Annotated in this window: 31 protein-coding genes and 1 pseudogene; 2 read left to right on the plus strand and 30 right to left on the minus strand. The window is 71.4% G+C overall.

Going from position 1 to position 26,104, the window contains the following annotated elements:
- The first annotated feature begins 293 nt into the window (after positions 1–293).
- Both L3078_RS33890 and L3078_RS33895 read left to right on the plus strand, forming a co-directional pair.
- Positions 294–875: a hypothetical protein gene (locus L3078_RS33890; protein ID WP_239757734.1), complete on the plus strand. Its 582-nt coding sequence runs from the start codon at positions 294–296 to the stop codon at positions 873–875.
- A gap of 251 nt (positions 876–1,126) precedes the next feature.
- A pseudogene (locus L3078_RS33895) lies at positions 1,127–2,047 on the plus strand (ISAs1 family transposase); the annotation flags it as partial.
- Between the two features lie 153 nt (positions 2,048–2,200).
- On the opposite strand, the gene L3078_RS33900 reads toward L3078_RS33895, so the two are convergent.
- The 30 genes from L3078_RS33900 to L3078_RS34050 all read right to left on the minus strand — a co-directional run bounded on the left by L3078_RS33900 (position 2,201) and on the right by L3078_RS34050 (position 26,082).
- Positions 2,201–3,064: an alpha/beta hydrolase gene (locus tag L3078_RS33900; protein WP_239757737.1), complete on the minus strand. Its 864-nt coding sequence runs from the start codon at positions 3,062–3,064 to the stop codon at positions 2,201–2,203.
- Between the two features lie 186 nt (positions 3,065–3,250).
- Entirely contained in the window at positions 3,251–3,496 is a 246-nt protein-coding gene (locus L3078_RS33905; RefSeq protein ID WP_239757738.1) for a hypothetical protein, read from the minus strand.
- Positions 3,493–4,263 carry a hypothetical protein gene (locus L3078_RS33910; RefSeq protein ID WP_239757740.1) on the minus strand — a complete coding sequence of 257 codons (771 nt, stop codon included), beginning with the start codon at positions 4,261–4,263 and terminating at the stop codon, positions 3,493–3,495. Before L3078_RS33910 ends, L3078_RS33905 begins: the two co-directional genes overlap by 4 nt.
- Positions 4,264–4,365: 102 nt before the next feature.
- Positions 4,366–4,737, minus strand: a complete 372-nt coding sequence (locus tag L3078_RS33915; RefSeq protein ID WP_239757742.1) for a hypothetical protein — start codon at positions 4,735–4,737, stop codon at positions 4,366–4,368.
- Between the two features lie 289 nt (positions 4,738–5,026).
- A complete protein-coding gene (locus L3078_RS33920; protein WP_239757743.1) occupies positions 5,027–6,826 on the minus strand; it encodes a type IV secretory system conjugative DNA transfer family protein in 1,800 nt (599 codons plus the stop codon).
- Positions 6,827–6,858: 32 nt separating this feature from the next.
- Entirely contained in the window at positions 6,859–7,629 is a 771-nt protein-coding gene (locus L3078_RS33925; protein ID WP_239757745.1) for an SPDY domain-containing protein, read from the minus strand.
- Positions 7,630–7,634: 5 nt separating this feature from the next.
- Positions 7,635–8,228 (minus strand): hypothetical protein, encoded by a 594-nt coding sequence (locus L3078_RS33930; RefSeq protein ID WP_239757747.1) that lies wholly within the window; start codon positions 8,226–8,228, stop codon positions 7,635–7,637.
- A 17-nt stretch (positions 8,229–8,245) separates the two neighbouring features.
- Positions 8,246–9,112 (minus strand): SPDY domain-containing protein, encoded by an 867-nt coding sequence (locus L3078_RS33935; RefSeq protein WP_239757749.1) that lies wholly within the window; start codon positions 9,110–9,112, stop codon positions 8,246–8,248.
- A complete protein-coding gene (locus tag L3078_RS33940) occupies positions 9,103–9,483 on the minus strand; it encodes a hypothetical protein (protein WP_239757751.1) in 381 nt (126 codons plus the stop codon). Before L3078_RS33940 ends, L3078_RS33935 begins: the two co-directional genes overlap by 10 nt.
- A gap of 58 nt (positions 9,484–9,541) precedes the next feature.
- Positions 9,542–10,357 (minus strand): SPDY domain-containing protein, encoded by an 816-nt coding sequence (locus tag L3078_RS33945; RefSeq protein WP_239757752.1) that lies wholly within the window; start codon positions 10,355–10,357, stop codon positions 9,542–9,544.
- Positions 10,354–10,743, minus strand: a complete 390-nt coding sequence (locus L3078_RS33950) for a hypothetical protein (protein WP_239757753.1) — start codon at positions 10,741–10,743, stop codon at positions 10,354–10,356. The genes L3078_RS33945 and L3078_RS33950 overlap by 4 nt, the downstream gene beginning before the upstream one ends.
- Positions 10,744–11,015: 272 nt before the next feature.
- The gene (locus tag L3078_RS33955; RefSeq protein ID WP_239757754.1) at positions 11,016–11,792 is read right to left on the minus strand and encodes an SPDY domain-containing protein; all 777 of its coding nucleotides are present in this window, start codon (positions 11,790–11,792) and stop codon (positions 11,016–11,018) included.
- Positions 11,793–11,835: 43 nt separating this feature from the next.
- The gene (locus tag L3078_RS33960) at positions 11,836–12,237 is read right to left on the minus strand and encodes a hypothetical protein (RefSeq protein ID WP_239757755.1); all 402 of its coding nucleotides are present in this window, start codon (positions 12,235–12,237) and stop codon (positions 11,836–11,838) included.
- A gap of 33 nt (positions 12,238–12,270) precedes the next feature.
- Complete coding sequence (locus tag L3078_RS33965; RefSeq protein ID WP_239757756.1) at positions 12,271–12,930, minus strand: hypothetical protein; 660 nt, start codon at positions 12,928–12,930, stop codon at positions 12,271–12,273.
- Positions 12,927–13,676 (minus strand): hypothetical protein, encoded by a 750-nt coding sequence (locus L3078_RS33970; protein ID WP_275593189.1) that lies wholly within the window; start codon positions 13,674–13,676, stop codon positions 12,927–12,929. The genes L3078_RS33965 and L3078_RS33970 overlap by 4 nt, the downstream gene beginning before the upstream one ends.
- A gap of 27 nt (positions 13,677–13,703) precedes the next feature.
- Positions 13,704–14,387: a hypothetical protein gene (locus L3078_RS33980; protein WP_420864131.1), complete on the minus strand. Its 684-nt coding sequence runs from the start codon at positions 14,385–14,387 to the stop codon at positions 13,704–13,706.
- Positions 14,388–14,423: 36 nt separating this feature from the next.
- Positions 14,424–15,293 carry a hypothetical protein gene (locus tag L3078_RS33985; protein ID WP_239757758.1) on the minus strand — a complete coding sequence of 290 codons (870 nt, stop codon included), beginning with the start codon at positions 15,291–15,293 and terminating at the stop codon, positions 14,424–14,426.
- Between the two features lie 8 nt (positions 15,294–15,301).
- A complete protein-coding gene (locus tag L3078_RS33990) occupies positions 15,302–16,084 on the minus strand; it encodes a T9SS type B sorting domain-containing protein (protein ID WP_239757759.1) in 783 nt (260 codons plus the stop codon).
- The gene (locus L3078_RS33995) at positions 16,081–16,518 is read right to left on the minus strand and encodes a hypothetical protein (RefSeq protein ID WP_239757760.1); all 438 of its coding nucleotides are present in this window, start codon (positions 16,516–16,518) and stop codon (positions 16,081–16,083) included. The genes L3078_RS33990 and L3078_RS33995 overlap by 4 nt, the downstream gene beginning before the upstream one ends.
- A gap of 106 nt (positions 16,519–16,624) precedes the next feature.
- On the minus strand, positions 16,625–17,074 hold the full coding sequence (locus tag L3078_RS34000) for a hypothetical protein (RefSeq protein ID WP_239760564.1): 450 nt from the start codon (positions 17,072–17,074) through the stop codon (positions 16,625–16,627).
- Between the two features lie 250 nt (positions 17,075–17,324).
- Positions 17,325–19,124, minus strand: coding sequence for a hypothetical protein (locus L3078_RS34005; RefSeq protein ID WP_239757761.1), 1,800 nt, complete (start codon positions 19,122–19,124; stop codon positions 17,325–17,327).
- Positions 19,121–20,263 carry an AAA family ATPase gene (locus tag L3078_RS34010; RefSeq protein ID WP_239760565.1) on the minus strand — a complete coding sequence of 381 codons (1,143 nt, stop codon included), beginning with the start codon at positions 20,261–20,263 and terminating at the stop codon, positions 19,121–19,123. Before L3078_RS34010 ends, L3078_RS34005 begins: the two co-directional genes overlap by 4 nt.
- 193 nt (positions 20,264–20,456) lie before the next feature.
- The gene (locus L3078_RS34015; RefSeq protein WP_239760566.1) at positions 20,457–20,678 is read right to left on the minus strand and encodes a hypothetical protein; all 222 of its coding nucleotides are present in this window, start codon (positions 20,676–20,678) and stop codon (positions 20,457–20,459) included.
- 286 nt (positions 20,679–20,964) lie between these two features.
- The gene (locus L3078_RS34020) at positions 20,965–21,408 is read right to left on the minus strand and encodes a hypothetical protein (protein ID WP_239757762.1); all 444 of its coding nucleotides are present in this window, start codon (positions 21,406–21,408) and stop codon (positions 20,965–20,967) included.
- Between the two features lie 170 nt (positions 21,409–21,578).
- Entirely contained in the window at positions 21,579–22,793 is a 1,215-nt protein-coding gene (locus L3078_RS34025) for an MFS transporter (RefSeq protein ID WP_239757763.1), read from the minus strand.
- Positions 22,794–22,821: 28 nt separating this feature from the next.
- Positions 22,822–23,178 carry a hypothetical protein gene (locus tag L3078_RS34030; RefSeq protein ID WP_239757764.1) on the minus strand — a complete coding sequence of 119 codons (357 nt, stop codon included), beginning with the start codon at positions 23,176–23,178 and terminating at the stop codon, positions 22,822–22,824.
- Positions 23,175–23,513: a hypothetical protein gene (locus L3078_RS34035; RefSeq protein ID WP_220645643.1), complete on the minus strand. Its 339-nt coding sequence runs from the start codon at positions 23,511–23,513 to the stop codon at positions 23,175–23,177. Before L3078_RS34035 ends, L3078_RS34030 begins: the two co-directional genes overlap by 4 nt.
- 626 nt (positions 23,514–24,139) lie before the next feature.
- Entirely contained in the window at positions 24,140–24,784 is a 645-nt protein-coding gene (locus L3078_RS34040; RefSeq protein WP_239757765.1) for a hypothetical protein, read from the minus strand.
- A 21-nt stretch (positions 24,785–24,805) separates the two neighbouring features.
- On the minus strand, positions 24,806–25,333 hold the full coding sequence (locus L3078_RS34045) for a hypothetical protein (RefSeq protein ID WP_239757766.1): 528 nt from the start codon (positions 25,331–25,333) through the stop codon (positions 24,806–24,808).
- Entirely contained in the window at positions 25,333–26,082 is a 750-nt protein-coding gene (locus tag L3078_RS34050; RefSeq protein ID WP_275593231.1) for a glycosyltransferase family 2 protein, read from the minus strand. The genes L3078_RS34045 and L3078_RS34050 overlap by 1 nt, the downstream gene beginning before the upstream one ends.
- Between the last annotated feature and the right edge of the window lie 22 nt (positions 26,083–26,104).

Consider the following 26,104-nt stretch of genomic DNA (forward strand, 5'->3'; position numbering starts at 1 on the left):
GCGGCGAGGCGGGCGATGCGGGCGCTGATGAGGGCGGCGTGGCGGATGGGCAAGGCGTGTGTGGTGCGGGGCAGGGCTTCGGCGTAGTCGCATGACGTCCGGTTCGTGATCATCCGAGGCCGAGGAGTGCGAGGGGGTGGCGAGGGTCGCGGTCGTTGCGGCGGAGACCAACCGCGATGTTCTTCACCCCGGCCGTGCGTAGGGCTCCGACGGCGAGGCTGCGCCCGGTGGAAGAGTCCCCTGACGTGGGCATGATGCAGGGCAGGGACGACACCGGCACACTCGGGGGGCGCATGCTGAACAACATCAAACACAACCTCAGGCGGAGAGATTTCACCCAGGGATGGTTCTGGGTGGAGGTGTTCGACGCGGTGTCCGATTTCGTACGGTCCCGCTCGGTGTGGGTGACGGTGGGTAACGCGGGCACATTCCTCAGCGCCCTGGCCGGGTTGGTGTACTACTGGTCGCGCCCGATTTGGTTCGCGGGCTACGCCGTCATCCAACTCGCCTGCCTGGCCTGTCAGGCGATCGCCTTGATCCCGGTCGTGTGGCCGGGACGGGACGACGCAGATTTCTCCGATCTCCACCAGAGCCTGACCGTGATTACCGTCTGCGGTTCGTGGATATTCGGCGTGTTGCCCGGCGCGTTCCTGCTCATGTTCTTCGACGTGGACACCAGCAGGCCGCCGTGGGCCGCCCTGTTCTTCTCGGGGATGGCCCTCATGATGGCCTGCATAGCGGGCGGGATCACCGGGATATTCCTCTCCGCCAAAAGCACACAGCTCCGCGAAACGGCCGGGCCGCCGGGCGGGCCCGACCGGGAGGACAGCGGAGACAGCGCCGACGTGGACTCGGGCGGCTTGGACGTCGACTGACCGGCCCTGCTTCCAGGACTTCGACGTTGTCGTGTGGGGCCCGGTTCATGACGGTCTGTCAACTCGGTGGTACCCGGAACGTGGCAGGCACGGGCTTCGAAGATCATGGAGTTCTCTACGCCCCGTGATCCGAGTGGAAGACCGTGCCTGTCGACGCATCATCGCTGATCCCGCGCGCCCTTGACCAGCTCCGCAAGCATCCCGAGGTCGTATCCGACGAGGTCCCGCGCCTGCTGGAGCGGCTGGCCGAGGTGCCCGACCCACGAGACCCACGCGGTGTACGGCACGCTCTGGTTGCCGTGCTCGCGCTGGCCGCGTGCGCAGTTCTGGCGGGGGCGACCTCTGTGCTGGCAGTCAGCGAATGGATCGCCGACGCCCCGCCACACATCCTGGAACCCCTCGGCATACGCCTCGACCCACTGTTCCCGAAACGGCTCCTGCCTGCGGAAACGACGGTCCGGCGGCTCCTGGCCCGCATCGACGGCGACGCGCTGGACCGGGCGGTCGGACGATGGCTCGCCGACCGCCGCCCGAAGGCGACCGGGCTGCGCGGCCTCGCAGTGGACGGCAAGAGCCTGCGCGGCGCGGCCAGAGCGAAGGGCCGCAAGATCCACCTGCTCGCCGCACTGGAGCACGCCACCGGCCTGGTTCTGGCCCAGCTGGACGTCGGCGAGAAGACGAACGAGATCACCTGCTTCCAGCCGCTGCTGGACACCGTCGCTGACCTGGCAGGAACCGTCGTCACCAGCGACGCGATGCACACCCAGCGCGAGCACGCTGACTACCTCCTCGGCCGCGGCGCCCACTACATCGTGATCGTCAAGGGCAACCAGAAGAAGCTGCGTCGGCAGCTCAAGTCCCTTCCCTGGAAAGACATCCCGCTTCAGGGACGCACCCGGGGCATCGGCCACGGCCGCTCGGAGATCCGCCGGATCAAGGTCGCCACCGTCAACAGCCTCCTCTTCCCCGGAGCCCGCCAGGCCGTCCAGATCAAGCGCCGCCGCACCGACCGCAAGACCGGCAAGACCACCGTCAAGACGGTCTACGCCGTCACCAGCCTGACCGCCGAACAGGCCACTGCGGCCCAGCTCGCCGAACTCGTCCGCGACCACTGGAAGATCGAGGCCCTGCACCATGTCCGCGACACCACCTTCGCCGAGGACTCCTCCCAGCTGCGGACCGGCAACGCGCCCCGCGTGATGGCTACCTGGCGCAACCTCGCTATCGGAGTCCTCCGCACGGCCGGAGTGAAGAACATCGCAGCCGGCCTTCGCCGCAACGCCCGCGACCCACGCCGCCCCCTCGCACTCCTCGGCCTCGGATGATCACGAACCGGACGTCATGCGACTACGCCGAAGCCCTGTGGTGCGGGGTAGGACGTCCAGTGCGGCGGCCGGGAGATGGGCGGCCAGCTGCTTGGTGTGGGCGGCGGGGATGTGCCGGTCGTCGGCTCCCGCCATGAGCAGCAGCCGGTCGCCGAGCTGGCTCAGGACGGTGAGGTCGCGCGGCTTGTAGTCGCGCAGGGACTGCCACAGGGCGGCGAGATCACCGGTCGCGGTGTGGCGGACGCCGTGGCGGCACGGCGGTGGCCCGTCGGCCGACCGGTTGGGGCCTGGGGCGAGGCGGTGGGGGTGCGTGGCGGGTAGCCGTCGGCGCAGGAGATCCACCGCGCGAGGTGCGTGGGCGCAGGTCAGGGCAGCGAGGCTGCGCGCGGCGGCCAACAGCCAGGCGCACGGGCCGCGGCCGGGCAGCACCGTCGCACCGCGTGCGGTGGGAGACAGCAGCACCATGCCCCGTACGCGGGCCAGGTGCTCGGGGTGCAGGGCGGTGAGTTCCTGCAGGACCAGGGCGCCCAGGGAGTGGCCGGCGAGCACGAGCGGTCCGGTGGGGACGAGGCGGGTCAGGATCTGGTGCAGGTCGTCGGCGAGCTGTTCGACCGTCAGCGGTGCCCGGCCTCGGGAAGTGTGGCCGTGCGCACGCTGGTCGTAGCGCAGGACGCCCAGGCCCAGACCGGTCAGGTGCCGGGTGTGCAGACGCCACAGGTCGGCGGTGACGGACGCGCCGTGCACGAGGACGACCGTCGCGCCGTCGCGACGCGGGCGCACAGGCGTATCGCGGTAGACGGACAGGGGTGTGCCGTCCGCGGCGGAGACGGACGACACCTCCGTGGCAGTAGGCGGATGGGGCATGGGCGTGGACTCCGGAAGGTGGGATCGCTGGAGGGGCAGCCGTGCGCTGAGGGCGGCGGAGACAGCTGTTGGACACCGCACTGCGCTTGTCGCTGTGAGTGGGGTGTAGGCAGGTACCTGGGCCCCCGAGACTCCGAGGGGGCCGGGCGTTCAGCCCCGTACCGCTGGCCTTTGGGCCCGAGACGATTAGCGGTGGCGTGCCCAGGGCGGCGTAGCGGTGGGCGTGGCGGCGATGGCTGGAGCTTGGTCCTGCGTCGGTACCGATGAGGGCAAAGATCCGTCGGCACGCGGCTGGTCGCTGAAGGCGTCGTGCGTGTAGTTCCAGCCGAACAGGTGGATCAACGGACCGAACGTGTCGCCGATCCCGTCCAGTCCGCCGCCGGCCAGATGGCGCGGGGAGACCAGGACGCGGTCCGTCGGGGTGAAGCTCACCGTCTGCGGCCCGCCCCCTGCTTCGTGGCAGGAGGCATCACGGCCGCTGCTCGGGCGGCAACCGTGGTGGGCTTGTGCTGGGCGAGGGCACGCCGGCCGTCGGCGGTGACGTCGAGGCGCTGGCCCTGGTGCAGGGGTGTCGTTGTGTCCACCTCGACGAGTCCTCGCTTGATCAGGGCGTTGAGGGCGGCGACGTTCACGGTGGCTCGGTCCTTGTCGATGGCGTTGAGCACGCCGTGCCGGCTGATTACGTAACGGATGCCGCCTCCGGTGGACAGCCGGGCGAGGACGGCGTACTGGCTGGCCGTGATCTCCGGCACGGGTGTCGCCTGCTGCTGTTCGGCGTGCTGTTTCAGGTCCCGGGTGATGCCGCTGGCGAGGTAGTAGCAGCCGGTGTGGGCCAGGTCGAGCTGGTGGGCGGCGTCCGCGATGTGTTCCGCCATGGCGGGGACGGCCTCCGCGTGCCGTGCCGTGCGCACGGCGGCTTCATCGGCCGGCGGGCCGGGGAACGCGGCGCCCTCCAGAGGGTTGGCCTCCAGCGCGCCAGCCAAGTCGGATGCGGCGATACTGGCGGCGAAGACGACGGAGGCGAGCGCTTCCAGGGACGGGCAGCTGCCGGGTACGGCGGCGTACTGGCTGCCGTCGAGGGCGGCCAGGCGTTCCATGGCCTGTTGGACCAGCTCGTTCGTGGACAGGATCTTCGACGTGAGCTGCTGCCGGGCGTCGGTGCCGGGTGAGAGGGTGAGTGAGCGGACTTCGCTGTGCAAGTCCTCGAAAGCGCTGCCGAGTTGCCTCAGTTGGGCGATCTCGGCTTGCAGGTCGATCTGGTGAATGGTGCTGCTCCGGGTGAGGGCCGGGGGGCTTGGTGGTCAGCGGCTGCGTCGGTGGGCCTGGTCCGGGGAGGGTGACGCGGGCGTGGCTGGACGGCGGGCGGGCGCGGGCGGGATGTCCTGGAGGGTCGGGATCCCGAGGTCGACGCGCACGCTGGCGCCGAGCGTGTAGAGGTGGGATTCGGCACAGACCACCGCACCCACGGCGTCGGATTCACCGAACTCGGCGGGAAGTGTGTACTCCCGCGTTGCCTTCGTCGAGGTGAAGCCGTGCTGGATGAGGACACCCCTGGCCCGGTCGGTGACCGCAGTGGCGGTGACCGTGCCGTTGCGGAAGCGCATGGTCGCCTCGGGCTCGGCGTCGGTGGTGCGGGGGTAACGCGTGGTCCAGGCGAGGTCGACGAGGTCCATGGTGTGGGACAGGAGCCCGTAGAAGGCGACGCCGGCGCGCTCATTTGCGTCCTCGGCGGTCCCGGGCGGCAGGAGATAGAGGGTGCGGCCCTGGTGCTGGCGGGCTGTGAAGCCTGCTGCGGTCAGGTGTCGGGCGGCGTTGCGGATGGGGCGGTTGAGGACGGCGAACGTCCATCCGTCATCGGTCGAGCCGATGAAGACGTCGTGGTGGTCGGTGATGGCTATCGGTCATCCCGGTGGCTGGGTACAGGTGGGGCAGCCCGGCGGGGTGCTCGGGCGTGGTGGGTGGTCAGGCGGCGGGGCCGTAGTCGCTTTGCTGCGGGGCGTGCTTGGCGATGGCGCGGGTGGTGATGGCCTTGGATGCGCGGGCGGAGGCGGCAGTCAGTGCGTCGGCGTCGGGCTCCGCGTACCAGGGGCGCAGGTCGAGCATGGCGGCGCGCATGCCGGTGGCGAAGCACAGGGCGGTGCCCTTGGGCAGGGCGCGGATCGCGTCCGCGGGCAGGATCCGTTCCTGCCGCATCGACACGGAGGTCGACTTGCCCGAGTCGGAGATGGAGGTCGAGGTGGTCTCCACGTCGTGGTCGCCGATGAGGCGGGAGAGTTTGTCGGCGAAGTCGGGATCGTCGATGCCGGAGCCGATCACCTTGACGGTGCTCGCGGACCACATGGCGTCCATGCCCGCGTCGCCCCAGACTTTCTGGCCCTGGCGGTAGGACTGCAGGATCGTGATAGGGATGATGCCGCGCGAGCCCAAGTGGCTGTACAGGTCGGGCAGATCGGAGATTTTGCAGACGTTGGCGGCCTCGTCGAGGATCGCGAGCATGGGCGGGTCGAGCCGTCCGCCGGCGCGCTCGGCCTGCGCGGTCGCCGCGCGCATGACGGAGTCCGCGCACGCCGCGATCAGGGCACTGGCGCCGCCGCCACCGTCCTTCGACAGCAGGTACAGAGTGTCCGTGGACGAGACGAACTCCGACGGCCGGAACTCGGACACGTCCTTCTGCGGGGTGACCCACGCCGCGATATCGCTGTTGAGGAGGGCTGCGGCGTACTGCCGGGCGGTTTCGTAGATGCCGTCCCGGGTTTCGGGCGGTCCTTCGACGGTGCCCTTGAGCTGGGCGGCCACCGCGGTGAACTGGTGGTCGCGCAGGATATCGAGAGGGGTGCGGTCGGCGGGAAAGGCCAGCCACTGCATGACGTCGGTGATGGGCCGTTCATCGAGAGCCGCGGCGAGGAACAGCTGCGACAGGATGTTGCTGCCGGCCTTGGACCAGAAGTCGCCCTGCTGGCTGGCGTCCACGGAAGCCGCGAGGAAGTGGCCGGCCAGACGGCCTGCGCCGTCGAGGGTCCTGGCGTCGGCGAGCGGGTTCCACCACATCTCCCGTTCGGCGTGGGCGATCTGCTGCGGGTCCATCGACCACGTCCGGCCGGTCCTCTGCCGTGCGTCGAGGGTGGCGGTGTAGGCGTCGCCGGCGGCCTTGTTGGAGGTCAGCAGGACGGGGCCGGGCGCGGCGAGGATCGAGGGGATCGCGAGCGAGGTGGTCTTGCCGGAGCGGGGCGCCATGATGGCGACGGCGACGTCCTCGTACCCCATGCGGACCTCGTGCTTGCTGCCCTGGAGGTTGCCGAGGAGGATGCCGGTGTCGGCGGCATGGATGTGCTTGGCGTTCTTCAGGCTGGGGCGCAGGGAGCGGGCCTTGGCGGTGATCGCCCGGGCCATCAGCGGCTCGATGTCCTTCGCCTTGGCCATGCCGGCGGTCTTCTTCTTCCGGCCAGTGCCGGAGTTCTTGTGTTGTGACCAGACGACTGCGGCGGTGAGGGCGAGGGCGATCATCACGGTGACGGGGATGATGCGGGCACCGATGAGCAGGGTCGTTTCTCCGGCGGTGGGCCAGAGCTGGTCGGGGTGCAGGAGTGCGTTGATGGGCTGGTACGGCGCCCAGGGGCCGGAGTGGGTGGCCCAGGCGGCGAGGTTGCCGCACAGCCAGGCGAGGTTGGACAGGGGGACGGCGATCGCGAGGGCGCCGAGGAGCACGTTGAAGGCGATGTCGTAGCCGTCGCTGCTGGAGGAGGCGGGGGAGGTGTGGGGCAAGGGGGGATTCCGGAGTGAGGGGTGTGGCCGGGTCAGCGCGTACGGCGCAGTGGCGGCTGCGGCCGACGCGGCGGCAGCGAGGGCGTGCCACGCCGGCGGCGGGCGGCGAGGTCCTGGACGCGCTGCTCCAGCGGATCCAGCACGCCCGGCGGGCCCGTCGGCGCGGGGGCCGTCTGGAGGTGGGGACGGGCCTGGAAGGGGAGGGCGAGCGGGTCGCGGCGCAGCGGTGCGGGGTCGGTGAGGGCGCTGGTGAAGGCGGCGACAAGGTGGAGCGGAGTGTCGGCGCCGAGGTGGGCGCGCCAGATCACCGTGTCGGGGTCGCCGGGCAGGGAGGTGGTGACGAACCAGAGGCCTTGCCCCTGGCCGGCGCGCTCGACACGGACGGGGCTGTCGGGGGACGAGGCCGAGACGTCGGAGTGTTCCAGCCAGCCGGCCGCGTACAGGGTCTCGAAGGGATCACTCGCCGCCGCCGCTTCGGGGGCGGGCTCGGTGAGGGCGTCGGTGAACGCGGCGAGGATCTCCACCGGGATGCGCGCCCCGAACCGGGCGTACCAGGCGGGGTGTTCGTCGGTGGGTGCGTGGAGGATCGTCCACCACGGTTCGTCCGGGTCCGGGTACAGGCTCAGCTCGGCCTGCTGGTCGGGCCGGACCAGATGGACGATCGGGGAGAGCGGAGTGTGGTCGTAGCGCCATCCGCCGGCCTGGTGGAGGGGCACGGTGACCCAGCGCGGGTCCCCGCCCCCGGCCAGGCAGGGCGGGGTGACGAGGAGTTCGTCGGCCGCCTCGTGAGGAAGGAAACGCATGCGGCTCACCTCCGTGCCACGGGCGCCGCGGCAGCGGGAGCCGTTGGAGCGGGTCGAGGCGCGACGGTCTCCAGACGAGGCGGGGTGCGTTGGGTCGTCGTGTGAATGGCGAGGATCACGGGGGCGTGCAGGGCCAGCTCGTTGAGTGCGTGCCATGCCTCGGCGTTGCGGGCGTCGATGAGGTCGTCGTATGCCTCTGTCCCCGGCCGGGCGGAGGGCGGCAGGTCGTCGAGGCGGGCGCGATAGTCCTCTTCGAAGGCGTCGAGCTGGTCGAGGGCGTCTTCGGCGCCCGTCAGGTGCCACGGCCAGTGGGACTGGACGGCCCGGGCGGGGAGCTGCTGGAGCTGGACTTCGGCGGTGGAGATCAGCTCGCGGGCGAAGGGGCGGATCTGGGCGGCGGCGATCCAGGTGTCGGCGTCGCGGCGGGCTGCGCGCCGCCCGTAGGACTCGTCGTCGTACGGCCAGCTGTCGGGGTCGGTGTGCTGGTCGGAGTAGGCGTCCCACGCGGCCAGGATCTGTTCGCCGGTGTGGAGGAACGCGGCGAGCTGGTCGAGGCGCTGCTGGTGGATGACGCTCGGAGGGGAGGGTGGGGAGGCCACAGGGGGTCTTTCATCAGTCATCGGGTGTGAGCCGCCGAGGAGTTGGAGGCGCCGACGTGAGCCGAGGAGGGGGTGGTGTCCAGCCGCTGACGGCGTCGCGCGGCGCGGACCTGGGCCTGGATGTGCTTGAGGCGCTGCTGGTGAGCGTCGGCGACATCCGTGCCGGTCCGACTGGTTCGCTCGTGCTGGACGTCGTGGTGCCAGTTGTGCCGGCCCCAGCCGCGCAGCAGCGGTTCGGCGCTGGTCAAGGCGGCGATGAAGCCGGCGATGGCCTGCGCGGGGGCGTGTCCGTCGAGCCAGCCGCTCCAGACCGGGCGACCGTCGAAAGCGGACTCGGCGGCGTCGGCGGGGTACTCCCGGGTGCGGATCCGCCAGGAGAACGAGGAGGAGATCTCGTCGTCGTAGGGGCGGCTGTATTCAACGACCGCCCGTCGGTCGAGCGAGCGGGCCTCGAAGCCGGTTCCGTTCTCGCTCTGGGTGACGCTCCAGCCCGCTGTGCGGAAGTGGTCCCACGGATCGGGCGGGTCCGCAGGGGCAGGGGTGAGGAGCGTGTCGGTGAGTCCGGCCAGGATCTCGGCCGGGACCTGGTGGGTGAACGAGGCATACCAACTACGGGAGTTGGGCGGCTCGACCGTGAGGCGCCACCAGCTGCCGGACGGGTTGAACTGGGGTGCGGCTTGCAGCCGTGCCTGCAGGTCGGGGCTGGTGACCTCAGTCTCGGGGGAAGCCGGGTCGGAGGTGATGGTCCAGCCGGCGGCGAGCAGGGCGTGGGTGACGTGGCGGGCGTCACCGGGGCCCGCGAGGTGCCGGGGACTGGTGGAATGCAGGATCGTCGACTCGTGGTCGCGTCGGAAGCCGGCCAACTGTCGCTCGGTCACCGGCATGTACCGCTCCCCCCGCCATCGCCGTGCACGGTACGGATCGGGGCCTGTTCCAGCAGGCTCAGTGTCTTGCTGAGCGGGTTGCGCAGCTGATCGACGGCCGTGGCGGCGTCGAGATACTCGCGCACCAGGTCGGTCACGGTCGCGTCCCACGGGACGTCGGCGTGCTGGGCCAGGAGCCGGGAGACCTCACGCAGGACCTGGGCGACGGTGTCGATGAGGGCGGGGGCGGCGTGGACGAGCGGGGCGAGCAGAGCGGCGGCTTCGGTGTTCTCCGGGCCGGTGCGCAGATGGGCGGTGAGCCGGGCCAGGCTGTGGACAGCCCTGTGGATATCTTCGGCGGTGAGGGCGTCGTCAAAGGTCAGGTCGGTCATAACTTCCTCGTGCGTGGGGGTGGGAAACGGGCGCCTGGCGAGGGCTGCCCGAGGCGGGTCAGCGGCGTCGGCCACCGGCGGTGGCGTACGCGCCCGCGGTGCGGGACGGCTTGCGGGCGCCGGTGGTGGCGAAGCGGGCCCAGGTAGCGGCGCGGGCGGCGGTGATACGGGCCTGCTGCCAGGCGGAGAGCTGGGAGGGCAGCACCGAGACGGACGTGGTGCGGACCCGGCTCGTGGGCGGGACATGTCCGCGCGGTCGCATCACCGGCTGCGGGTCGGCCAGCGCCGTGGCGAATGCCTCGATGAGATGCAGCGGGGTGGTGGGGGTGAACACCGCGTCCCAGGTCTGCCCGTGTTCCGTGCGGGCCCCGGCCCACCACAGGTCCTGGCCGCGCTCGCCGGGACGGTACTGCAGCCAGGTGTCGCGGCCGGGATGGACGGCGGTGAACGACTGGTCCTCGCCGCGCTCACTGGTCCAGCCCTGTTGCTCCAGCGGAGCCCAGACGTTGGGCGCGTGTGCGGAGCGGGGGCGGGTGAGGGCGTCGGTGACGCCGGCCACGATCTCCACCGGGGTCTGCCGGCCGAAGGTGGCATGCCACGCCGGCTGAGCACCGGCGGCCTTGCCGGAGATGGTCCAGCCGCCAGGCTGGGTGTGCGGGTCGTAGCCGATACGGATCGTGCGGTCGGGGCTGTCGAAGACGAACGGGCCGCCTTGGCGGGAGGAGTCCTTCCAGCCGGAGGCGCGCAGGAACTCGGTGACGTGGCCGAGGTTGCCGCCGCCGGCGAGATGACGGGGTTCGATGAGGTAGTGCTGCTCGGCCTGTTCGCCTCCGGCGCGTGGTGTGCGCCAGCCGGTCCACTGTTTCCTGCTCACCGGCGTCTCCTCACGACCATGGCGGTCGGCACCGGTTTCGGCGCTGTCGTGGGAGCTGGTGCCACGGCGCTGGCGAGGGCGTCGAGGGCTTCGGTGTGTTCGTCGAGGTCGAGGCCGATGTCGTGGAGTTCGTTGGCGACGCGGCCGACAGCGAGCCAGACTTCGGGCGGGAGGATGCCTTGCTCGGAGGTGCGTTTGGCGAACTGGGAGCCGGTGGCCATCAGTTGGGTGAAGTGGCCGAGGATGCCGACGTCGCGGTCGAGGACGGTGGCGAGGATGTGGGCGGCCTCGCGAGGTGGGGCGAGCGCGAGCTGACTGGTGAGCTGGCCGAGCTGTTCGGCGATCGCGCGGGCGTGGGGGACGGAGTGGAGGGGCGGGTCGGTCACGGGCCTCCTGGAGGCAGACGGGTGGGGGTCAGGTGTGGTGGCCGAGGCGCCGGGATTCATCCAGCGCGGCCTCGGGCCGCCCTCCGGCAAGCTGATGGGCCTGGGCGGGGGCGCGCACGATGCAGGCGCGCAGGTAGCGGCGGAAGAGGAAGACGGCCAGACGAGGCCGGCGCTTGGCGGTGATCGGCGGTGGCGTGGGGCGAGGGGAGGTGCGGGGTACGGAAATCTCCTGAACGGGGTGGTGCGGTGCACGTCGACGAGAGGGGTGAGGCTCACCGCGTGCGGGTGGCCGGCGTGCGTCCGATTGGGTTCGGCGGCGGTGTGGCGGGGCCTGGTCCGGTGACGCGGCGGCTGCGGACGTCGGCGATCCGGGCCTTGAGTAGCGCCTGCTCGTCTTCATGCGTGTGTGGTGTCGGGGTGAGACGGGTGTAGGGCCCGCAGCCGTACAGCGGTGTTCCGATGGCCATCCGCGGCAGCGGATCGTCGCTGGCGAGGCTGCGGGTGAACGCGGTGACGATGCCGGGCGGGGTGCGGGTGCTGAAGGTGGCTGTCCACCACCGGTACCCGTTGACGGTGCAGGCGGCGCGCCAGGGTCTCGGTGCGCTGGGGTGAGCGGGTTCCTCGGTGAAGTGGACCAGGCCGTCCGGTGACACGGCCGAGGCCCCGGGACTGGTGGCCTGCTCGGTCCAGCCCGCTGCACGCAACGGGTCGAGGACTGCCCGGTCGCCGGTGGGCGGCGGCTGGAGCAGGGCGTTGACCATGGCGGTGATGTACTCGACGGGCATGTGCGCGCCGAGGAGCACTGCCCAGTGCTGCCCGTCAGGGGTGGTGGCGTGCAGGGTCCAGGCCCAGTCCGCGCGTCGGTTGAGGATGACGTGGAGGCGTCCGTCGGGGCTGGCCAGGGCGGTGTGCTGGTCGATTGTGGACACGTTGCGCCAGCCGTGGCCGTGCAGCAGCAGCTCGGTCAGGTGTTCCCAGTCGCCGCCGCCGGCGAGGTAGCCGGGCGAGGCCAGGACATACGGGACGGCCTGCGGCGGACGTTGGGGCACCGGGGCGTGGACTCCTGTGGGACGGGCCGAGGGCCGGGGTGATTCAGCCACGCGTACGGCGGGGCCGGGCGGTCGTCGCGGGCGAGGCGGTGGCCGGTGCCGCTCGCTGGGTGCGGAGTTCGTCCGCGGCGCTGAGGTAGGCGGCTTGGTCAAAGAGGTAGTCGGGGATGTGGACGACGTATCCGGCCGCGAGCAGTGGGGGGACGGCGCGGGTGGCCAGTCGCTTCTTCTCGTCCTCGCTGAGGTGGCTCGGGGCCTCGTGCCAGGCGTAGGTCGGGCCCGCAGTGCCTGCGGGCGAGACGGTCTTGCGTTCGAAGCCGAGCCGGTCGAGCAGGGCAAGGAGTTGTTCGGGGGCGCCGGTGGGGGTGTCGGCGTGGACGGTGTCGGTCAGGGGCTTGCGGTAGATCTCGACGTCGGTGCCTTCGTCGTCGGCACGGTTACCCATCGGGTGGATGCTCCTATGGCGGAAGAGGGGCAGTCAGCGGCTCCGGCCGGGCGCCGCGGGGACGGGCTTGGCCGTGGTGCCGGGGGATGGAGCAGATGCCGGGATACGGGCGGCCTGGTTGCGGATGTCTTGGAGCCGCTGGGTGTGGCGGGACAGGCCGTTGACCGTGTCGATCAGCTGCTCAGCGGGGGCCGCTGGCTGTCCGGCGTCGTGGAGGCGGTCGTCCCAACGCGTCCAGAGAGACACCAGGATGTCGCGCAGGCGGGGCAGCACACCGTCGTCGGGAGCGACGATCTCGGTGAGGATGGAGGCCCGTTCGTGGCCGCCGCTGGCGTTGCGGGCGCGTTCGGCGAGGTGGTCCAGGTAGCGGTGGGCGGCCTGCCGGTCCTCGTCCCGCCTGCTCAAGGTGTTGAGGGCGGGGTCGAGGTGGACGCTGTAGCCGGCCTGCAGCAGGGCCAGGGCCGCGGCGGTGGCGCCGGTGCGCTGCTCGTCGACAGCCATGGTGTGGGGCTGGCGGTGGTAGGGGCCGCGAGGGCCGGGGGCGTCGATGAATCCTCCGGCCGTCTGGAGAATGCCGGCCGCGCGTTCGTCGCCGCCGATGGCGACGACGAGCTGCGTGCGCGGATCGCGGGTGATGGTGATGTAGCTGAGGACGAAGAACTCCGGCGCGCCACCAGGGGCCCGGCCTGTCACCGGGTTCGGTGCGGGGCCGGAGTCGGCGGGGCGGGCCGCTGGGCAGGTGTGATGTCCAGCGCGGCCCGGCCTGTCGGGCGGGACAGGAGGACGCCGACACCCAGCTCGGACAGACGGTGGCCGGCTGCGCGGACGGACGCGGCCACCCGGGCTGAGTCGCCGTCGGACAGTACAAACACGTTCCGGCTTGTGTCGAAGGTGAAGCCGTACTCGGTCAGGGCCCGGGCGATGTCGTCGCGATCGGGCTTGGCGACGACGAGGTCCTCGCCGGACCAGGTCATCACGACGCGCTGCTCGTCGGCCAGGGCCGCAGCAAGGCGGGAGGCGTTGTCCCGTACCTGGGCGAGGGCCTGGGCATAGCGGGGCAGCAGACGCAGCCGGACGTGCTTGGCGGCGTGGAAGGGGTCCGCGTCGACGGCGATGCCGTCGGGCTCGCGAATGTCGCGGAACGCCTCGATGGGCAGGTCCTTGGGCGCCATGGCGGCGATGAGGAAGCCGTCGTCGTGGCCCTTGCGGTCCATGACGAACAGCCGCGTGCCGTCCACGCGCCGGGTCAGGACCGCGCAGTGGTCGAGACTGTACTCGGCCATGGCATCGGCGACCTGGTCCATGTCCCAGACATCGACGGCCAGTTCGTCGTGGTCGTTGTCTTCGCGGTCGGGGTGGTACTGGCTGCTCCACTGGCCGGGCAGTTCGCCGGCGAGGACGGCGGCGAAGGAGGCGAGAGAGTCATCGGGGGCGTGCAAAGGTCTCCTCGGGAAGGGACAGGCGGGTCATCTCCGGCGGCTGGTGGGGACCGGCGCGGTGGGGAGGGGACCGGGGCTGGTGGGGATGCGGGGTGGCGGGCAGGCGCAGACGGCGGAGGCTTCCGTCTCGCCCGGGCCGGTCTCGGCCGTGCACGGCCGCCGGCCGGGGTGGGGCGTGTGCCGGCCGACGAGGTCGGTGCGGGTGTGCGCGAGGTCGGACCGGACGATCCGCAACCGTTCCTCGGCGAGGTAGCGCAAACGCCGGGCGGTGTACTGGTCGGAAGGCTGGCCGAGTCCTTCGAAGAAGTCGGCTGCCGCGACGAGTACGTCGCCGAGGGCGGTCAGGATGCCGTCATGGGTGGCGGTCAACTCGGTGAGGATGTCGGCAGCCTCGTCGGTCGTGGTCGCCTCGCGGAGACGATCGGCGAGGTGTGCGACCTGGGCGCCGAGGGGCCGGTAGTACGGTTCCCGGCGGTCGGTGTCGAACGCCTCGTCGCAGTCGACGTGGTAGCTCACCGCACACAGCCGGGCCACCGCGCGGATGGCGATCCGCTGCTCCTCGGCCTCGTCGAGGCCGGTGGGCAGGCGGTGGTAGCGCTCGTGGAGCCGGGCAACGAGGACGAACCCGGTGCGCTCCAGGATGCTGTGGGCTTCGGGATCTCCTCCGCGGGCAAGGACTTCGCCGGAATGAACATCGCGCCGGAGAGTCAACAGACGGTCGGCCAGGGCCAAAGGGGCAGAAACTTTCTAGGGAGTTGAACGAGTACGAGCAGATGCGGTCGGAGGCCGCGGGACAGGCAGCGCGGGTGGCGGAGCTGTCCGGTCAGGCGTGGCAGCCAGGTCTGCGACAACGGCGTCGAGGTCCTGCTGGATGCCGTACAGGCGGCGGGCGATCCATCCCAGCTGGTGTTCCATGGCGGGACCGTAGGCGTGGGGAAAGGCGCCGAGACGGTGCGCCGCGTACTCGACGAGGCCGCGCCCGGTGACCAGCGGCCCGGTGGCATCGGCGAGCTGGTGCAGCAGCTCGGCAAGCTGCCCCGTCGTCTCGGCAGCCGAGTGCACGGCGGCCGGGAGAGCAGCGTGCGGCGAGGACCGGGCAGGCAAGGGCCCAAGGAGGCTGAGGGCCGTCTCCAGGCGCCGGCACTCCGCCGCCAGCCGGAGGAGCAGGCCGGGCTGGGAAGTCCACGTGCCGTCGGGAAGGATGAGGTTGGCGATCAGATCGAGGCGCCGGGGCTGAGCCTGGACCGCGATCCAGCGGCAGCTCCGCGTGTCGCCGGGCGTGGCGATGCCGACGGCGCGAGCGAGCCGGTGCGCGATCTCGGACCACTCCGGGCCGGTGAGCTGGCGGTCGTCGAGGGCGAGACGCACGTCGGCGTGCCAGATGGCGAATCGGTCCTTCCGGGGACTCGTGGCGCGGGGATACTCCCACGACGGCGTGTCCAGGTGGTCCGCCCAATCCTGCGATGTCCAGATCTGCTGCTCGTCGTCAGGGGCGACAGGGGCCAGGCCCGGCCAGTGGGCGACCACCGTGTGCCCGGTCAGTCCCTCCTGATCGGACACGGGACGTCCGAGGGCCTCGGTCAGCGCTTCCGTGGCGTACGGGCTGCGGGTGTGCACGCGAGGGATCATTCCGGGCCTGCTTCCGCGTGGCGGCCGACGAGGCGCTGGACGTCGCGGGCCGAGGCGATGAGGGAGCGTTCGCGGACGAGGTCGGCGTGGACGGATACGTCGCCAGGCGGCAGCAGGTCCAGTGCGCGGTCGATCGACTCCAGAGCGGCCTGATACTCGCCGAGCCCGCGCAGGGCGCCGGCCTCACGGAACAGGGCGATCGGGTCGGTGCGCGAGGCGAACGGCGGCCGGCCGAGGATCTGCAGCATGCGCTCCTCACGCCCAGGCAGATCGTGGCCGAGCCACAGTCCGTGCAGCAGCACATGCAACGTCTTGACGTGGTCGCCGGCGTCGTCGAGAACCTGCTGCATGAGGGGGAGGCCCTCGGACCGGGACTGCCCCAGCAGGGCGAAGGCGTACAGGGCGCGGCTGTAGCAGTCCAGGCCCTCTCGCTCCTGAAGCGAGAGCTGCTCGACGAGCAGGGCGAGGGTAGGGCAGCGGAAGTCGTAGCGCAGGGCGCTCAGGTACAGATGCCGATACGCCGTAGTCGTGATCGGGTCCGGCCCGGGCGCGAGGGTGTCATCGGGGTGCAGGAGGCCCAGCACGCTGTGGCCGGAGGCCCGTGCGGTCCACGCGGCGTCGGCGCACAGCTGCGCGGATTCCTGCCAGGTCGCGTCGAGTTCGCTCAGATTGGCGGCCAGCTGCGCGGGCCAGTGGGGTGCCGGGATGGCCGAGGTAGCTTCGGCACCGGCACGCAGCAGGGTCAGGGCCCTTCCGGGGCGGCGGGTGGGGAGAGTCACCGGCCACCTCGGGCGTCGGCGAGGTGGACGAGCTGGTTGAGGGGGGTGAGGGAGTACCAGCCGCAGTCGAAGGACCCGCTCCCGACGGGCACCTTGGGCAGGACGTAGTCCTCCAGGGCGCGTCGGTAGATCAGGCAGTCGGGGCAGTGGCGGGAGAGGTGGATCATGTAGCGGGGGTGGGCGGTGATGAAGGTGCGCTCGCCGCCCCTGGGGTTGCGCAGCCGCCAGCCGTCCTCGTCCGTCGGCAGGTGCCAGGAAGGAGCGACGATCGTCATGACGTCGCCCGACAGCCTGCCGTCGGCGACGCCGGTGGGGATCACAACGGTGTCGCCAGGGGCGAAGTGGGCGTGGGTGATGTCCCGTTGGGCGGTCAGCGGCTCCAGGGACGGTCTCCAAGCGGCTGGTATGTGCGAGGGGCCGGGAGCGTCGGGCACAGCAGGGGTCCTTCCACGAGCGGCACGGGGTGGCGGTGGAAGGTCAATGCTCCGGAGGATCCCCGGTTTCGATAACCGGGGATCGTCGGGTATAACCGCTGGTCGGCTACCGGTACGGGTTCTCGGTGCCGCGGTCGTTCTCGGTTCTGGCGTCGAGGAGTTCGGGCAGATCGGTGCCCTCGGCATCGCGCTGGTCGATCCACCATCCGGCCCGGGTGACGGTGCGGACCTTCTCCTCCAGGACGGTCCAGTCGGTCTCGTCCCAGGTGCCCTCGGTGACCAGGGCGGCGTATGCGCGGGTGACCAGCTGATGGCGGGAGCGCTCGCCCCAGCCTTGGGCGCGTTCGGTCCCCTCCAGCGGCGGCATCTCGAACTGCTCGGCCCACACGGTAGCGGCCTGCTGTTCTTCGATTCGCTTGGCGGCCAGCCACTCCTCCTTACCGGCGCTGTCGCCGTCGCGGGCGGCCTTCCAGCATTCGGTGCAGTCGCGTTCGGTGAGCCAGCGGGCGAATCCGGCGCGTCGGTCGGCGGGACGGTCAGACAGGTCATGCGTGATTTCGTGTCCACAGGCGTGGACGACGGTCCAGGTCTTCTGGACCCCCGGGGAATTCCGTTTGGTGGGCGTTGCGTTCGAGGTCGGGCTGCTGGTCTGGGGCTTCAAATCGAGTGTCTTTCGTTGGCGGTTGGGGTGGTGGCCTGCGTCGTTGCGGAGGGCCGTGCGTCAGATGCACGATTCGTGCGGCGGCCGGAGGTGGTCTGGAGTGCTTGGCGGTGGTCTCGGGGACGCTTCCGCCTTCTGCGTCGTCTCAGCGTGTCCTGCGGATGGCGTCTGTGGCCGCCTTGGCGATGGCGACGGGAGCGCTGGAGGGCTGGGGCAGGTGCAGCAAGGTGGTCCCCGGCAAGTGGTGGGACTTTGCGGTGAGGGTGAGTTGGAGTACGGCGCAGCCGGCGGTCGTGAGCTGCTGGACGCGGGTGACGGCAGAAGCGGTTTCGTCGCTGCCGTAGTGGGCGTCGGTGACGATCACGAGGAGGCGGCCGGCGCCGGGGCGGCTGAGTTCGAGGCCGTGGTCGAGTGCGTCGATGGCGTCGCCGAGGTTGTGGTGGCCGCCGTTGGCATCGAACGTCGTCACGCGCTCTGGTGCTCGGTGGGTGGGTCGGGTCAATGCGGTCAGGTGCCTGTCATAGGCGATGGTGGCGGTGAGGGAGTCGGGGTCGGTCAGGGCTGCTGCGCGTGCCACGATCCAGGCAGCGGACGCGACGGGCGCGCAGGCGGCACGCATGGAGCCGGAGACGTCGACGGCGATACCCACACGCAGCGGTGGGGTGGGGGTGTTGCGGCGGCGGGTGTGGGTGAACGGTTGTGCGGTGGGGACCGACCCGGCCGCGCGCTGGGCGTCGCGGGCGAGGGCCGCGCGCATGTTGAGGCGGCCGGGCGGGGTGGGGCTGGTGGTCCGCTCCTCGGTCCGCTCGCGGTAGGCGGCGGCACGCAGGGCGCGGCTCAGGCGCGCGGCGGCGCTCTGCTCGGCGGCGGTGGGCCTGCGGGTGCCGGTGACCGGGTTGCCGTGGGGCGCCGGTGTGCCGTCGGGGGTGACGGTGGTGCCCCGGGCGTTGAAGACCGACTTGGCGGTGGCGGCGGCTTTGCGTCGCTGGCTGGCCCGCTGGGCGCGGTCCTGAGCCTGCGCCTTGGACTGCGCGGCGATGGCGTTGGTCGCTGCGGCCTGTGCCGCGAGGTCGGCGGCGTCGGTGGCGGCCGTGCTGTCCATGACGACCCCCACGGCGCCGGACAGCAGATCGGTGAGGTTGTCCGGCACGGGCAGGGCGGGGGCCGCGGTGTCCAGAGCGTCGCACCATTCTTGAGCGTGCGCGAGCATGGTCGTGGCGTCGTGGTCGGCGCACTGGTGGGCTGCGGTCCAGATGCGGGTGAGGGTGGCCAGCAGGTTTGCGCCGAGCACCTTTTCGCACAGATCGGCGACGGCCCGGGTCTCGCCGGCGTCCAGGATGCCGACGTCACGGCGGCCGAGGATCAGGGCGGCCACGGCGGCGGCGTGCTCGATGCCCTTCAGGGTGGGGTGGGCGATGTCGGGCATGACCAGGGTTCGGGCACTGGTGCGCAGGTACGTGCGGTCCGTGGGCCGCGTGATCAGGTGTGCGCCTTCGACACGGCTCTCCTCCAGCAGGAGCGCGGCCTCGACGACACGGGGGTCCGCTCCGGCAGGCTGTGTCCAGACGGAGTGGGCCGCGTGCGCGGCCTCGTGGACGAACACTCCCCAGGCGGCGGGATACCGCTCCTCGTCGCCCACGATCCGCGGATGGATCTCGTGGGGCTTCAGCGGGGCGAACAGGCCGGCGTCGAACTCGACCTCGCCCAGAGTGGGGAAGAACGCGGCCGGTGCGCCGCTGCGCGTGCCGGGGCGGCAGGTGACGAGGAGGTCCTGGCGGCCGGAGAGGTCGACCAGCCGGTCGCCGAGTTCGGCTCCCACGCGCAGCCACGCGGCCGGGGAGGAACGGGGCTTTGCGGGCGGGGCGCCGTCGTCGTCCCATCGCGCGAGGTCGGCGTCGTCGTCCCGGGTGGTGGCGGGGGACTGGACGTGGTGGTGGGCGCTCATCGCGAGCGGCCCCGGTGTGCGGAGCCGGTGCTGCCCGGGGGCTGCCGGGCAGCCGAGGCGGGGAGCTGCTTGCCGAGGGTGAGAGGAGCGATCTTCTTGACGCCGACTGCCTTCATGACGGCGTCGGCGACGGCGTCGCGATCCTCCACAGGAGCGATGCCGACCAGGTTCGCCAGCGCGGCTTTGGTGCCGAGGACGGCCTCGGTCTTCTGGTAGCTGAGCAGTTCCCGCAGTTGGGGGGCCCAGCCCAGCTCGCCGAGTTCGACCTGGTGGGCGAGGTGCCGGGCGACCCGGACCACCCGTGCATCGATCCTCAAGGCCAGGGCGAGGTCATAGTCCGTGCCGATCTGGATCTGCACGCTGAACCGGCTCGCGAGCGCCTCCGTCAACACCGCGCCGTGGACGCCGGGATTGTGGCCCGCCACCACGTAGAAGCCCGGCTCGGCCTTGATGGTCTCGCCCTTGTGGGCCTTGACCTGGATCTGCCTGCGCCCGTCCATCGCGGGATACAGCGCCGCCAGGACCTTCGGTGAGATCAGGGTGGCATCGTCGATCAGCAGGGCGCGGCCCTCGGTCATCGCGGTGACCAGCGGACCGTACTGGAAGACGTAGGCTCCCGCGTCGTCCTGTGTGTACTCGCCGATCAAGTCGCCGACCGTGGTGTCGCCGTCACCGGCGACGGTGAGCAGGTCCTCGAACGCCGCCTCGACCAGGCTCGTCTTGCCGGTGCCCGGAGGGCCGTAGAGCAGCACCGGCACGTCGGCGTCGCGCAAGCGATTCAGCGCCTCGACGTCGGGCAGATCGGCCAGCTCCCGGGGGTGGTAGAGCTGGCCCCCCGCGCGGCGGATCGGTCCGGTCTGCCTGGGAGTGGCTGTGGCGGGAATGGTCGTGCGGGCGGTGGCCGTCTGGGCGCGGGGAGCGTGGGTGCCCGGTGGGCTGATCACAGCGGTCCGCGCGGCTGCGGCGGTTTTCGCGTTCGCGCGGAACTCCGGTTGTCCACTTCCGCCTTGGTCGGCCTCGCCGCGTCGCACCAGGGTGAGGGCGGCGTTGCGGACGGCGCCGTGGGAGTGGCCCAGCTGCCTGGCCATGTCCCCGATGGTGAGCGTGTCCGCCGGCCGGTCGGCCAGCAGTCGGGCCACCTTGGCCCGTAGTTCGCCGCCCTTGGTGCGCGCTGGACTGGTAGGCGTTCCGGGTGTGGTCAAAACGAGGGTCCTTCAACAGGTGCGGGTGCGGGCGGGTTGGCGATGCGCTGGAGAGGCTGGCCGCTCTCGGAGGGGACCACGGACTGTGCCGGCATCGGTGACCGGGCCAACCGGGGCGTACCGTCGGCGCTCACCGGCCGGCCGAGGGCTCGGTCCAGGTGCAGGGGATGGCCGGCGACGAGCAGCTCGCCGGCTGCCGAGCATGCCCGTGCGTCCGCTGCGTACCGGGTTCCGTCGCTCGGCAGGCGCAGCCTGGCGTCTCTTCGAAGCCGTCCTGGAGCAGGATCCGCCGGGCGGCGGCGTTGTAGCCGGTGGTGGTGATCTCGCCGGTGATGGTGTGCCGGATCGTCATGAACGGCTCTGCTGGTGCTTCGGGCAAGGCGGATCTCCTATCGGTGGTGGCGGGAAAGCGGTGGGGTGTTGGTCGAAGGCGAGGCGGGCCCGGGCTTCCAGCACATCAACGGTGCGTCGCTGGACCACGAACGATGGGCAATGACTGCCGACCTGCTCCAGGGCGGGCCTCACCGCCCCGCAGCTACCTGACTCGCCTTTCCGCACGTTCTGATAGCCGGGTGTACCAACAACGGCCATGGGCGGGGATTCTCCTTGCGTTGGGATCGGCGTGGGCGTCGGCGGGGTCAGGGGGTGCGGGAGGCGGGTGCGTGCTGCTGGGCGAACTGCTCGGCGGCGCGTTCGAGGAGGTCCGCCTGGCGCCGCGGGGTCCTGCGGGCAGCGGTGGCCAGGACGCCGTCGATACGGGCATCGAGGGTGCTGACGGCGTCCAGACCTGCGGCGCGGGCGACGGCCAGGCGCAGTTCGGCGTCGCCCCAGGGCCAGTGCTCGGTCCTGGGCACCGGGGTGGTCTCGTCGCCGCCCAGGGACGAAGCCAGGCCGCGCAGGTAGTGGCCGCCGTCGCTGAGAATCTCGGCCAACGGGATGTCGTCCTCGACCATGAAGACGCCGTGTTGCAAGACCGTGAGGACGGCGCAGCGCAGCAGGGCCGGCTCGTCGCGGTCGGGCGAGGTACAGACCGCACAGTCCTCGATGTGGTGGTCCCAGACGGAAGAAGACGGGTGGGGCAAGGCGGAAGGGCCTTTCAGAGGTGAGGGATGGGAAGCGGGGCGGCGGCGACATCCACGGGGAGGTGGGCGTGTCGGACTCGGACCAGCGGCGGTCGTCCCATTCGGGGGCCCGCGGGTCGTGTCGCTGTCGCTGGGGTGGAAAACAGAGGGGTGGGACGACGGCGGTGGGTTCAGTGGCCACCACGGGCGGTGATGCGGTGGCGGGCGGCGGCGAGGACCGTCAGGGCGAGGGCGGCTCCGGCCGCGGGCAGGGCCGCGGCTGTGAGGCGGTGGGTGGCGAGGGCCCCGGCCAGGGCGGTGCCGGCGGCCTGGCCGACGCCGACCGAGGCGATCAGCCATGCGTACGCTTCGGTTCTCCGCTGAGTTGGCACGAGGGCGTCCGCGGTCGTGAAGCCGCAGGCGATCACCACAGTGAGGAACATGCCCGGCACGGTGACCACGACGGTGGCCATGTGAGGGCCGGGAAGGGCGAGCAGTGGCAGCCACCCGGCGCAGAATCCGGCCGCGGCCGACAGCAGCTGGACGATGGGTGAGCCCGGCCAGGCTCGGCGGGCGTAGAGGAGTCCGCCGAGGAAGCTGCCGGTGGCGAAGGCGGCTGGGATCAGTCCGGACAGCAGATCCATGTCGTGCAGTTCGGCCATGGCCACCGCCCAGACGTTCCTGGCGCCGAGGGCGATTCCGAAGCTGGCATGGGCCAGGAAGACCAGCGACAGGGGCGTGCTGTGCAGCCCAGCCGCGGCGGAGCCAGCGGTGTGCTGCGGGCGCCAGGTGCGGGACGGGGGCGCGGTGAGCACCACGGTCGTGCCCACAAGGCCGAGCACGACGGTCGCGAGGATCGCGGCGCGGGGACCGTAGGCGGTGGCGAGCGCGGCGACCAGGAGCGGGCCGGCGATGTAGAGCAGGCCCTGGGAGCCGGTGTCGAGCGCGAGGGCGACCCGGCGCCGGCCAGGGTCGGGCAGGACGGTGGGCCACAGGGCCCGCATTCCTGCCTCCAGGGAAGGGGAAGACAGGCCCGCGAGCACGACCGCGGCTAGCGCGAGAGTCGGATCGTCTCCGACCAGCAGGAGCAGCAGACAGCCGGAGTTGATGACTGCGCCGGGTGCGGACACCGGCATCTGGCCATGGCGGTCCATCAGGCGGCCTTTGACCGGCTGGGAGAGTGCGCCAGCCAGCCCGTACAGGGCGCTCAGCAGTCCGGCTGAGGCAAGGGAGGCACCTTGGGAGGTGATCAGGAGCACGATGGCCACGGGCGCCATGCTGTTGGGCATGCGTCCGATGAGAGTGCCGCCGAGCAGCCGGGCGACATGCCGGCTGCCCAGCACAGCGCGATAGGAAGTCGAGGCGGCGGCCGGGGCCTGGCCCGCCGCATCATCAGTCGTGGTCAATTGAGGAGACGTGTTTCCATTCAAGGGATCAGCGGCGAGGGCGCCGGGTACTACCGGGCGGTGCGGGCTGGGCGGTCATCGCGGCCTTCGTACGGCGGGTCGTCGGCGGCGCGGATCCGTCGGGCGGGCCGGGTCGCAGGTCCGGGTCGAGGTCGACGTGGTAGCGGGCGGCGGTGAGCATGTCGGCCGCCCAGCTGGCGTGTTCGTTCTCCCAGGCGCGGCCGAGGTCGAAGGGCAGCCGGACCCACTGCCCGCGCAGCGTTGGAAAGGTCATGAATCCGGCGCGGGCCAGGATGCGTGCGGCGAACTCGTCGTACAGTCCTTCGACTTCGACCTCGCCGCCTTCGCCGCGGGTGATGCGGATCGGCTCGCTGGTCAGGTTCACCGGCTCCGTCCTTGACCGGCAGCCGGGGCTTTACCTGCGGCGGCCGGCGGCGCCGACGGTGCGGCGTTGGCCAGGGCTGTGATCCGGGAGGGGCGTACGGCGGCGGCCCGTGCGATGCGGGAGCGCCGTTCGGCCAGGTCGTTGCTGGCCGTCGGCCGGGGTGGAGCTGATGCGTGGGCGGGATCGAGCGCGCTGTCGTCCCGCACGCGGTAGCCGAGGTTGCGCAGGTCGTGGACGGCTTGGCGGGTGCGGCGCAGCCCGTCGCGGTTGGGCTCGGTGAGCCGGTACAGGCCCGGCGAGAAGGGGACGGGCTCGAACTGCTCGCGGACGAGCAACCATTCGGCCAGGTGGGGCGTGAAGCTCGGAGCGGCGGTGGCGACGAAGCCGTGTTCGGGATGGTGGCGGAAGCGGAAGTGGTCGGACAGAGGGGGATCCTTTCTGCTGGTCAGCGGCGAGGGGCTGGTGGATGTGAGGGGCGTGGTACGGCGGGCTGGGCGCAGGGAACGCTCCCGCCGACGGGCGGCCGGGTGGGGCCGCTGGGTCCGGCCGAGCGCGCGATGCGCACGAACGCGCCGCGCCCGGCGAGCCAGGTCTCGATGGCGGGCACCGCCTGCAGGCCGAGCCGGGTGCGTACTTCGGCCGGCGGCACCAGGCGCCAGGGCTGGGCCGAGCCGGGGTGGTGTCAAAGCCGCCAGGCGTCGAGTGCTGCCTGGCTGGCGGCAAGGGTCTCGCTCAGCTGGGCCACGATGTCGGCGTCGGCGGAACGTCCGGTGACCGTGACACCGCAGGCCGGGGGCGTGGGTGAGGACAGGCTGGAAGGTGCGCCAGGCGCGCTCGGCGAAGGTCCTGTTCGCCTCCCTTCGTCCGTGGCCGTCGAGGAGGGTGCCGTCGCTGGAGCGGCCGGATACCCAGATCGCCGTCACCTCGTCGTACTCGGCGCGCAGTTCGTCAAGTGCCGTGATCACGGCGTCCAGACGCCGTTCGTGCAGGGCCCGGTGGTAGGCGGGCAGGAACGCATCCGTGATGGCCTCGGCCGCCAGGTCCGGCTGGGAGGGAAGCACGATGCTGGACGGCGCGTAGGGGTTGTCGTAGCTGTCGTTGAACTCCTGGGGGAGGTGAGCGCCCCGATCAGATAGCCGCGCTGGGGATCCTCGCCCCGTTCCGCGAGCAGCAGTTCGACGCCGGTGTCGCTGGTGAGCGTCGCCGCATATGGCACCCGCTGGTCCTCCACCGTCCGAACGAGTTCACCGCGGTCCCACAGCCAGGGCAGCAGATCGCCCTGCCAGACGGGATGGGCGTAGATCTCGACCTGCGCGGTCCACGTCCCGGGCAGCTGCGCGGTGATCCGGTCGGCGATGTCGCCGAGGAACGGACGGGGGCTGACGCCCACGGTGGCGTGGTGGCGCTGGGCGAGGGGCAGCAGCTTCGCGGCGGCAGCGCGGACGTCGGGGCCGGGCGTGCTGTAGCTTCCGTCGTCCCGTTTGGTGAATCCGGCCTGTTCCAAGGCGGTGTTGGCCCACCGGAACTGCTCGCCGTGGGCGATGGCGACCAGACCGGCGGCACGGCTGTAGGCAAGCCGGATCTCGGCAGGAGGGTTCGGGGGCATCTCGGGGGTCCTTCGACAGGCTCAGTGGCGGTTCGGCTGCCGTGGCTGCGGGCCAGCAGCAGGCTGGGTCTGTAGCCCGGTCGTTCGAGGCATGGATGACCCAGCCGGTGTGGATGCCGTGCGCAGGGCAGCGGCGGTGTGGCGCAGGCGGGCGCGGGCCGCGACGTACTTCTCGGCCGTCATGATCCGCAGGACCTCGGGGTCGTTGCGCAGAGGCGAGTGGGCGAGGTCCTCCACGGCCTCGCGCTGGAAGCCGGTCGTGGCATAGGTCAGGGCCTCGGCGAGTGTGTCCAGAGCTCGCGCGATACCGGCGGCGGCCCTGGCGAGCCGGACCAGGGCGACGCGTTCGGGCGGATAGACCGTCTCCGACGCGGTGAACCGTTCCTGCGCGCGTTCGATGGCGTGCTGCAGGTGGTGGCCCAGTGTGCCGATGTCATCGGTAAGCGTGACCAGGTCGACAGCGTCCGGGCTGGTGGGGAATTGGGCTGCCAGCTCGTCCACACGCTGGGCCAGGTAATCGAGCGTGGCCGGGGTCACGGCGGAAGACATCAGACCACCCCGGCTGCATCGCTCGTTTCCCGGCCAGAGAGGGTGGCTCGCAGGCTGCGTCCGTAGTTCCACGCATGCCGCCGAGCCCCCGGCTCCAAGACGTCATAGACGTCCTGGCGGGTCATCTGACCTGGGTGTTTGCGGTAGCGGTAGACCGGGACGGGCAGCAGGATGCCCGGCGCGAGACAGGTGACGCCGATCGCCGCCATGTAGTCCTCGCCCTGGACGAGTCCGCCCATCGGGGCTGCGTGTACGAGATCGGTACGCGCCAGGATCGTGGTCGGCCCGATCGGGATGGTGTCCTCGGGCCTCGTCCAGTAGGTCCACACGTCTCCGGCCGCGTGCCGGCCGGGCGGTGTCGGGCATCGCCACAGCGAGGTCGTGCCGTCCGGGTGCAAGTCCTCGCTGTATCCCGCGCACCAGCCCAAGCCGGTCATCTCCAGGGTGCGCAACCGTACGGCCATGGCATCGTCGGTGAACTCGTCATCGTCGTCCGCCCAGTTGACGAACTCGGTGCGCACGCAGCCCAGGGCGAGGTTACGGGCGCAGGCCGCGCCGACCTGCCGGGGCAGCGCGAGGATGCACAGGCGCGAGTCTTCAGCGAGGGGCGTCGGCAGGCGTGTGCGGTCGGCGCCGTCGAGCGCGATCACAGCCTCCCAGGGCACGCTCTGCCGGGTGAGGCTCTCGTACATGGCCGTCAGGTGGTCGAGCCGGTCGGGGCGTAGCTGGGTGGCGATGACGACTGTGATCTTGGCGGTGGGGGAGTGCAGG

The organism is Streptomyces deccanensis, assembly GCF_022385335.1.
GTDB classification, from domain to species: Bacteria; Actinomycetota; Actinomycetes; order Streptomycetales; family Streptomycetaceae; genus Streptomyces; species Streptomyces deccanensis.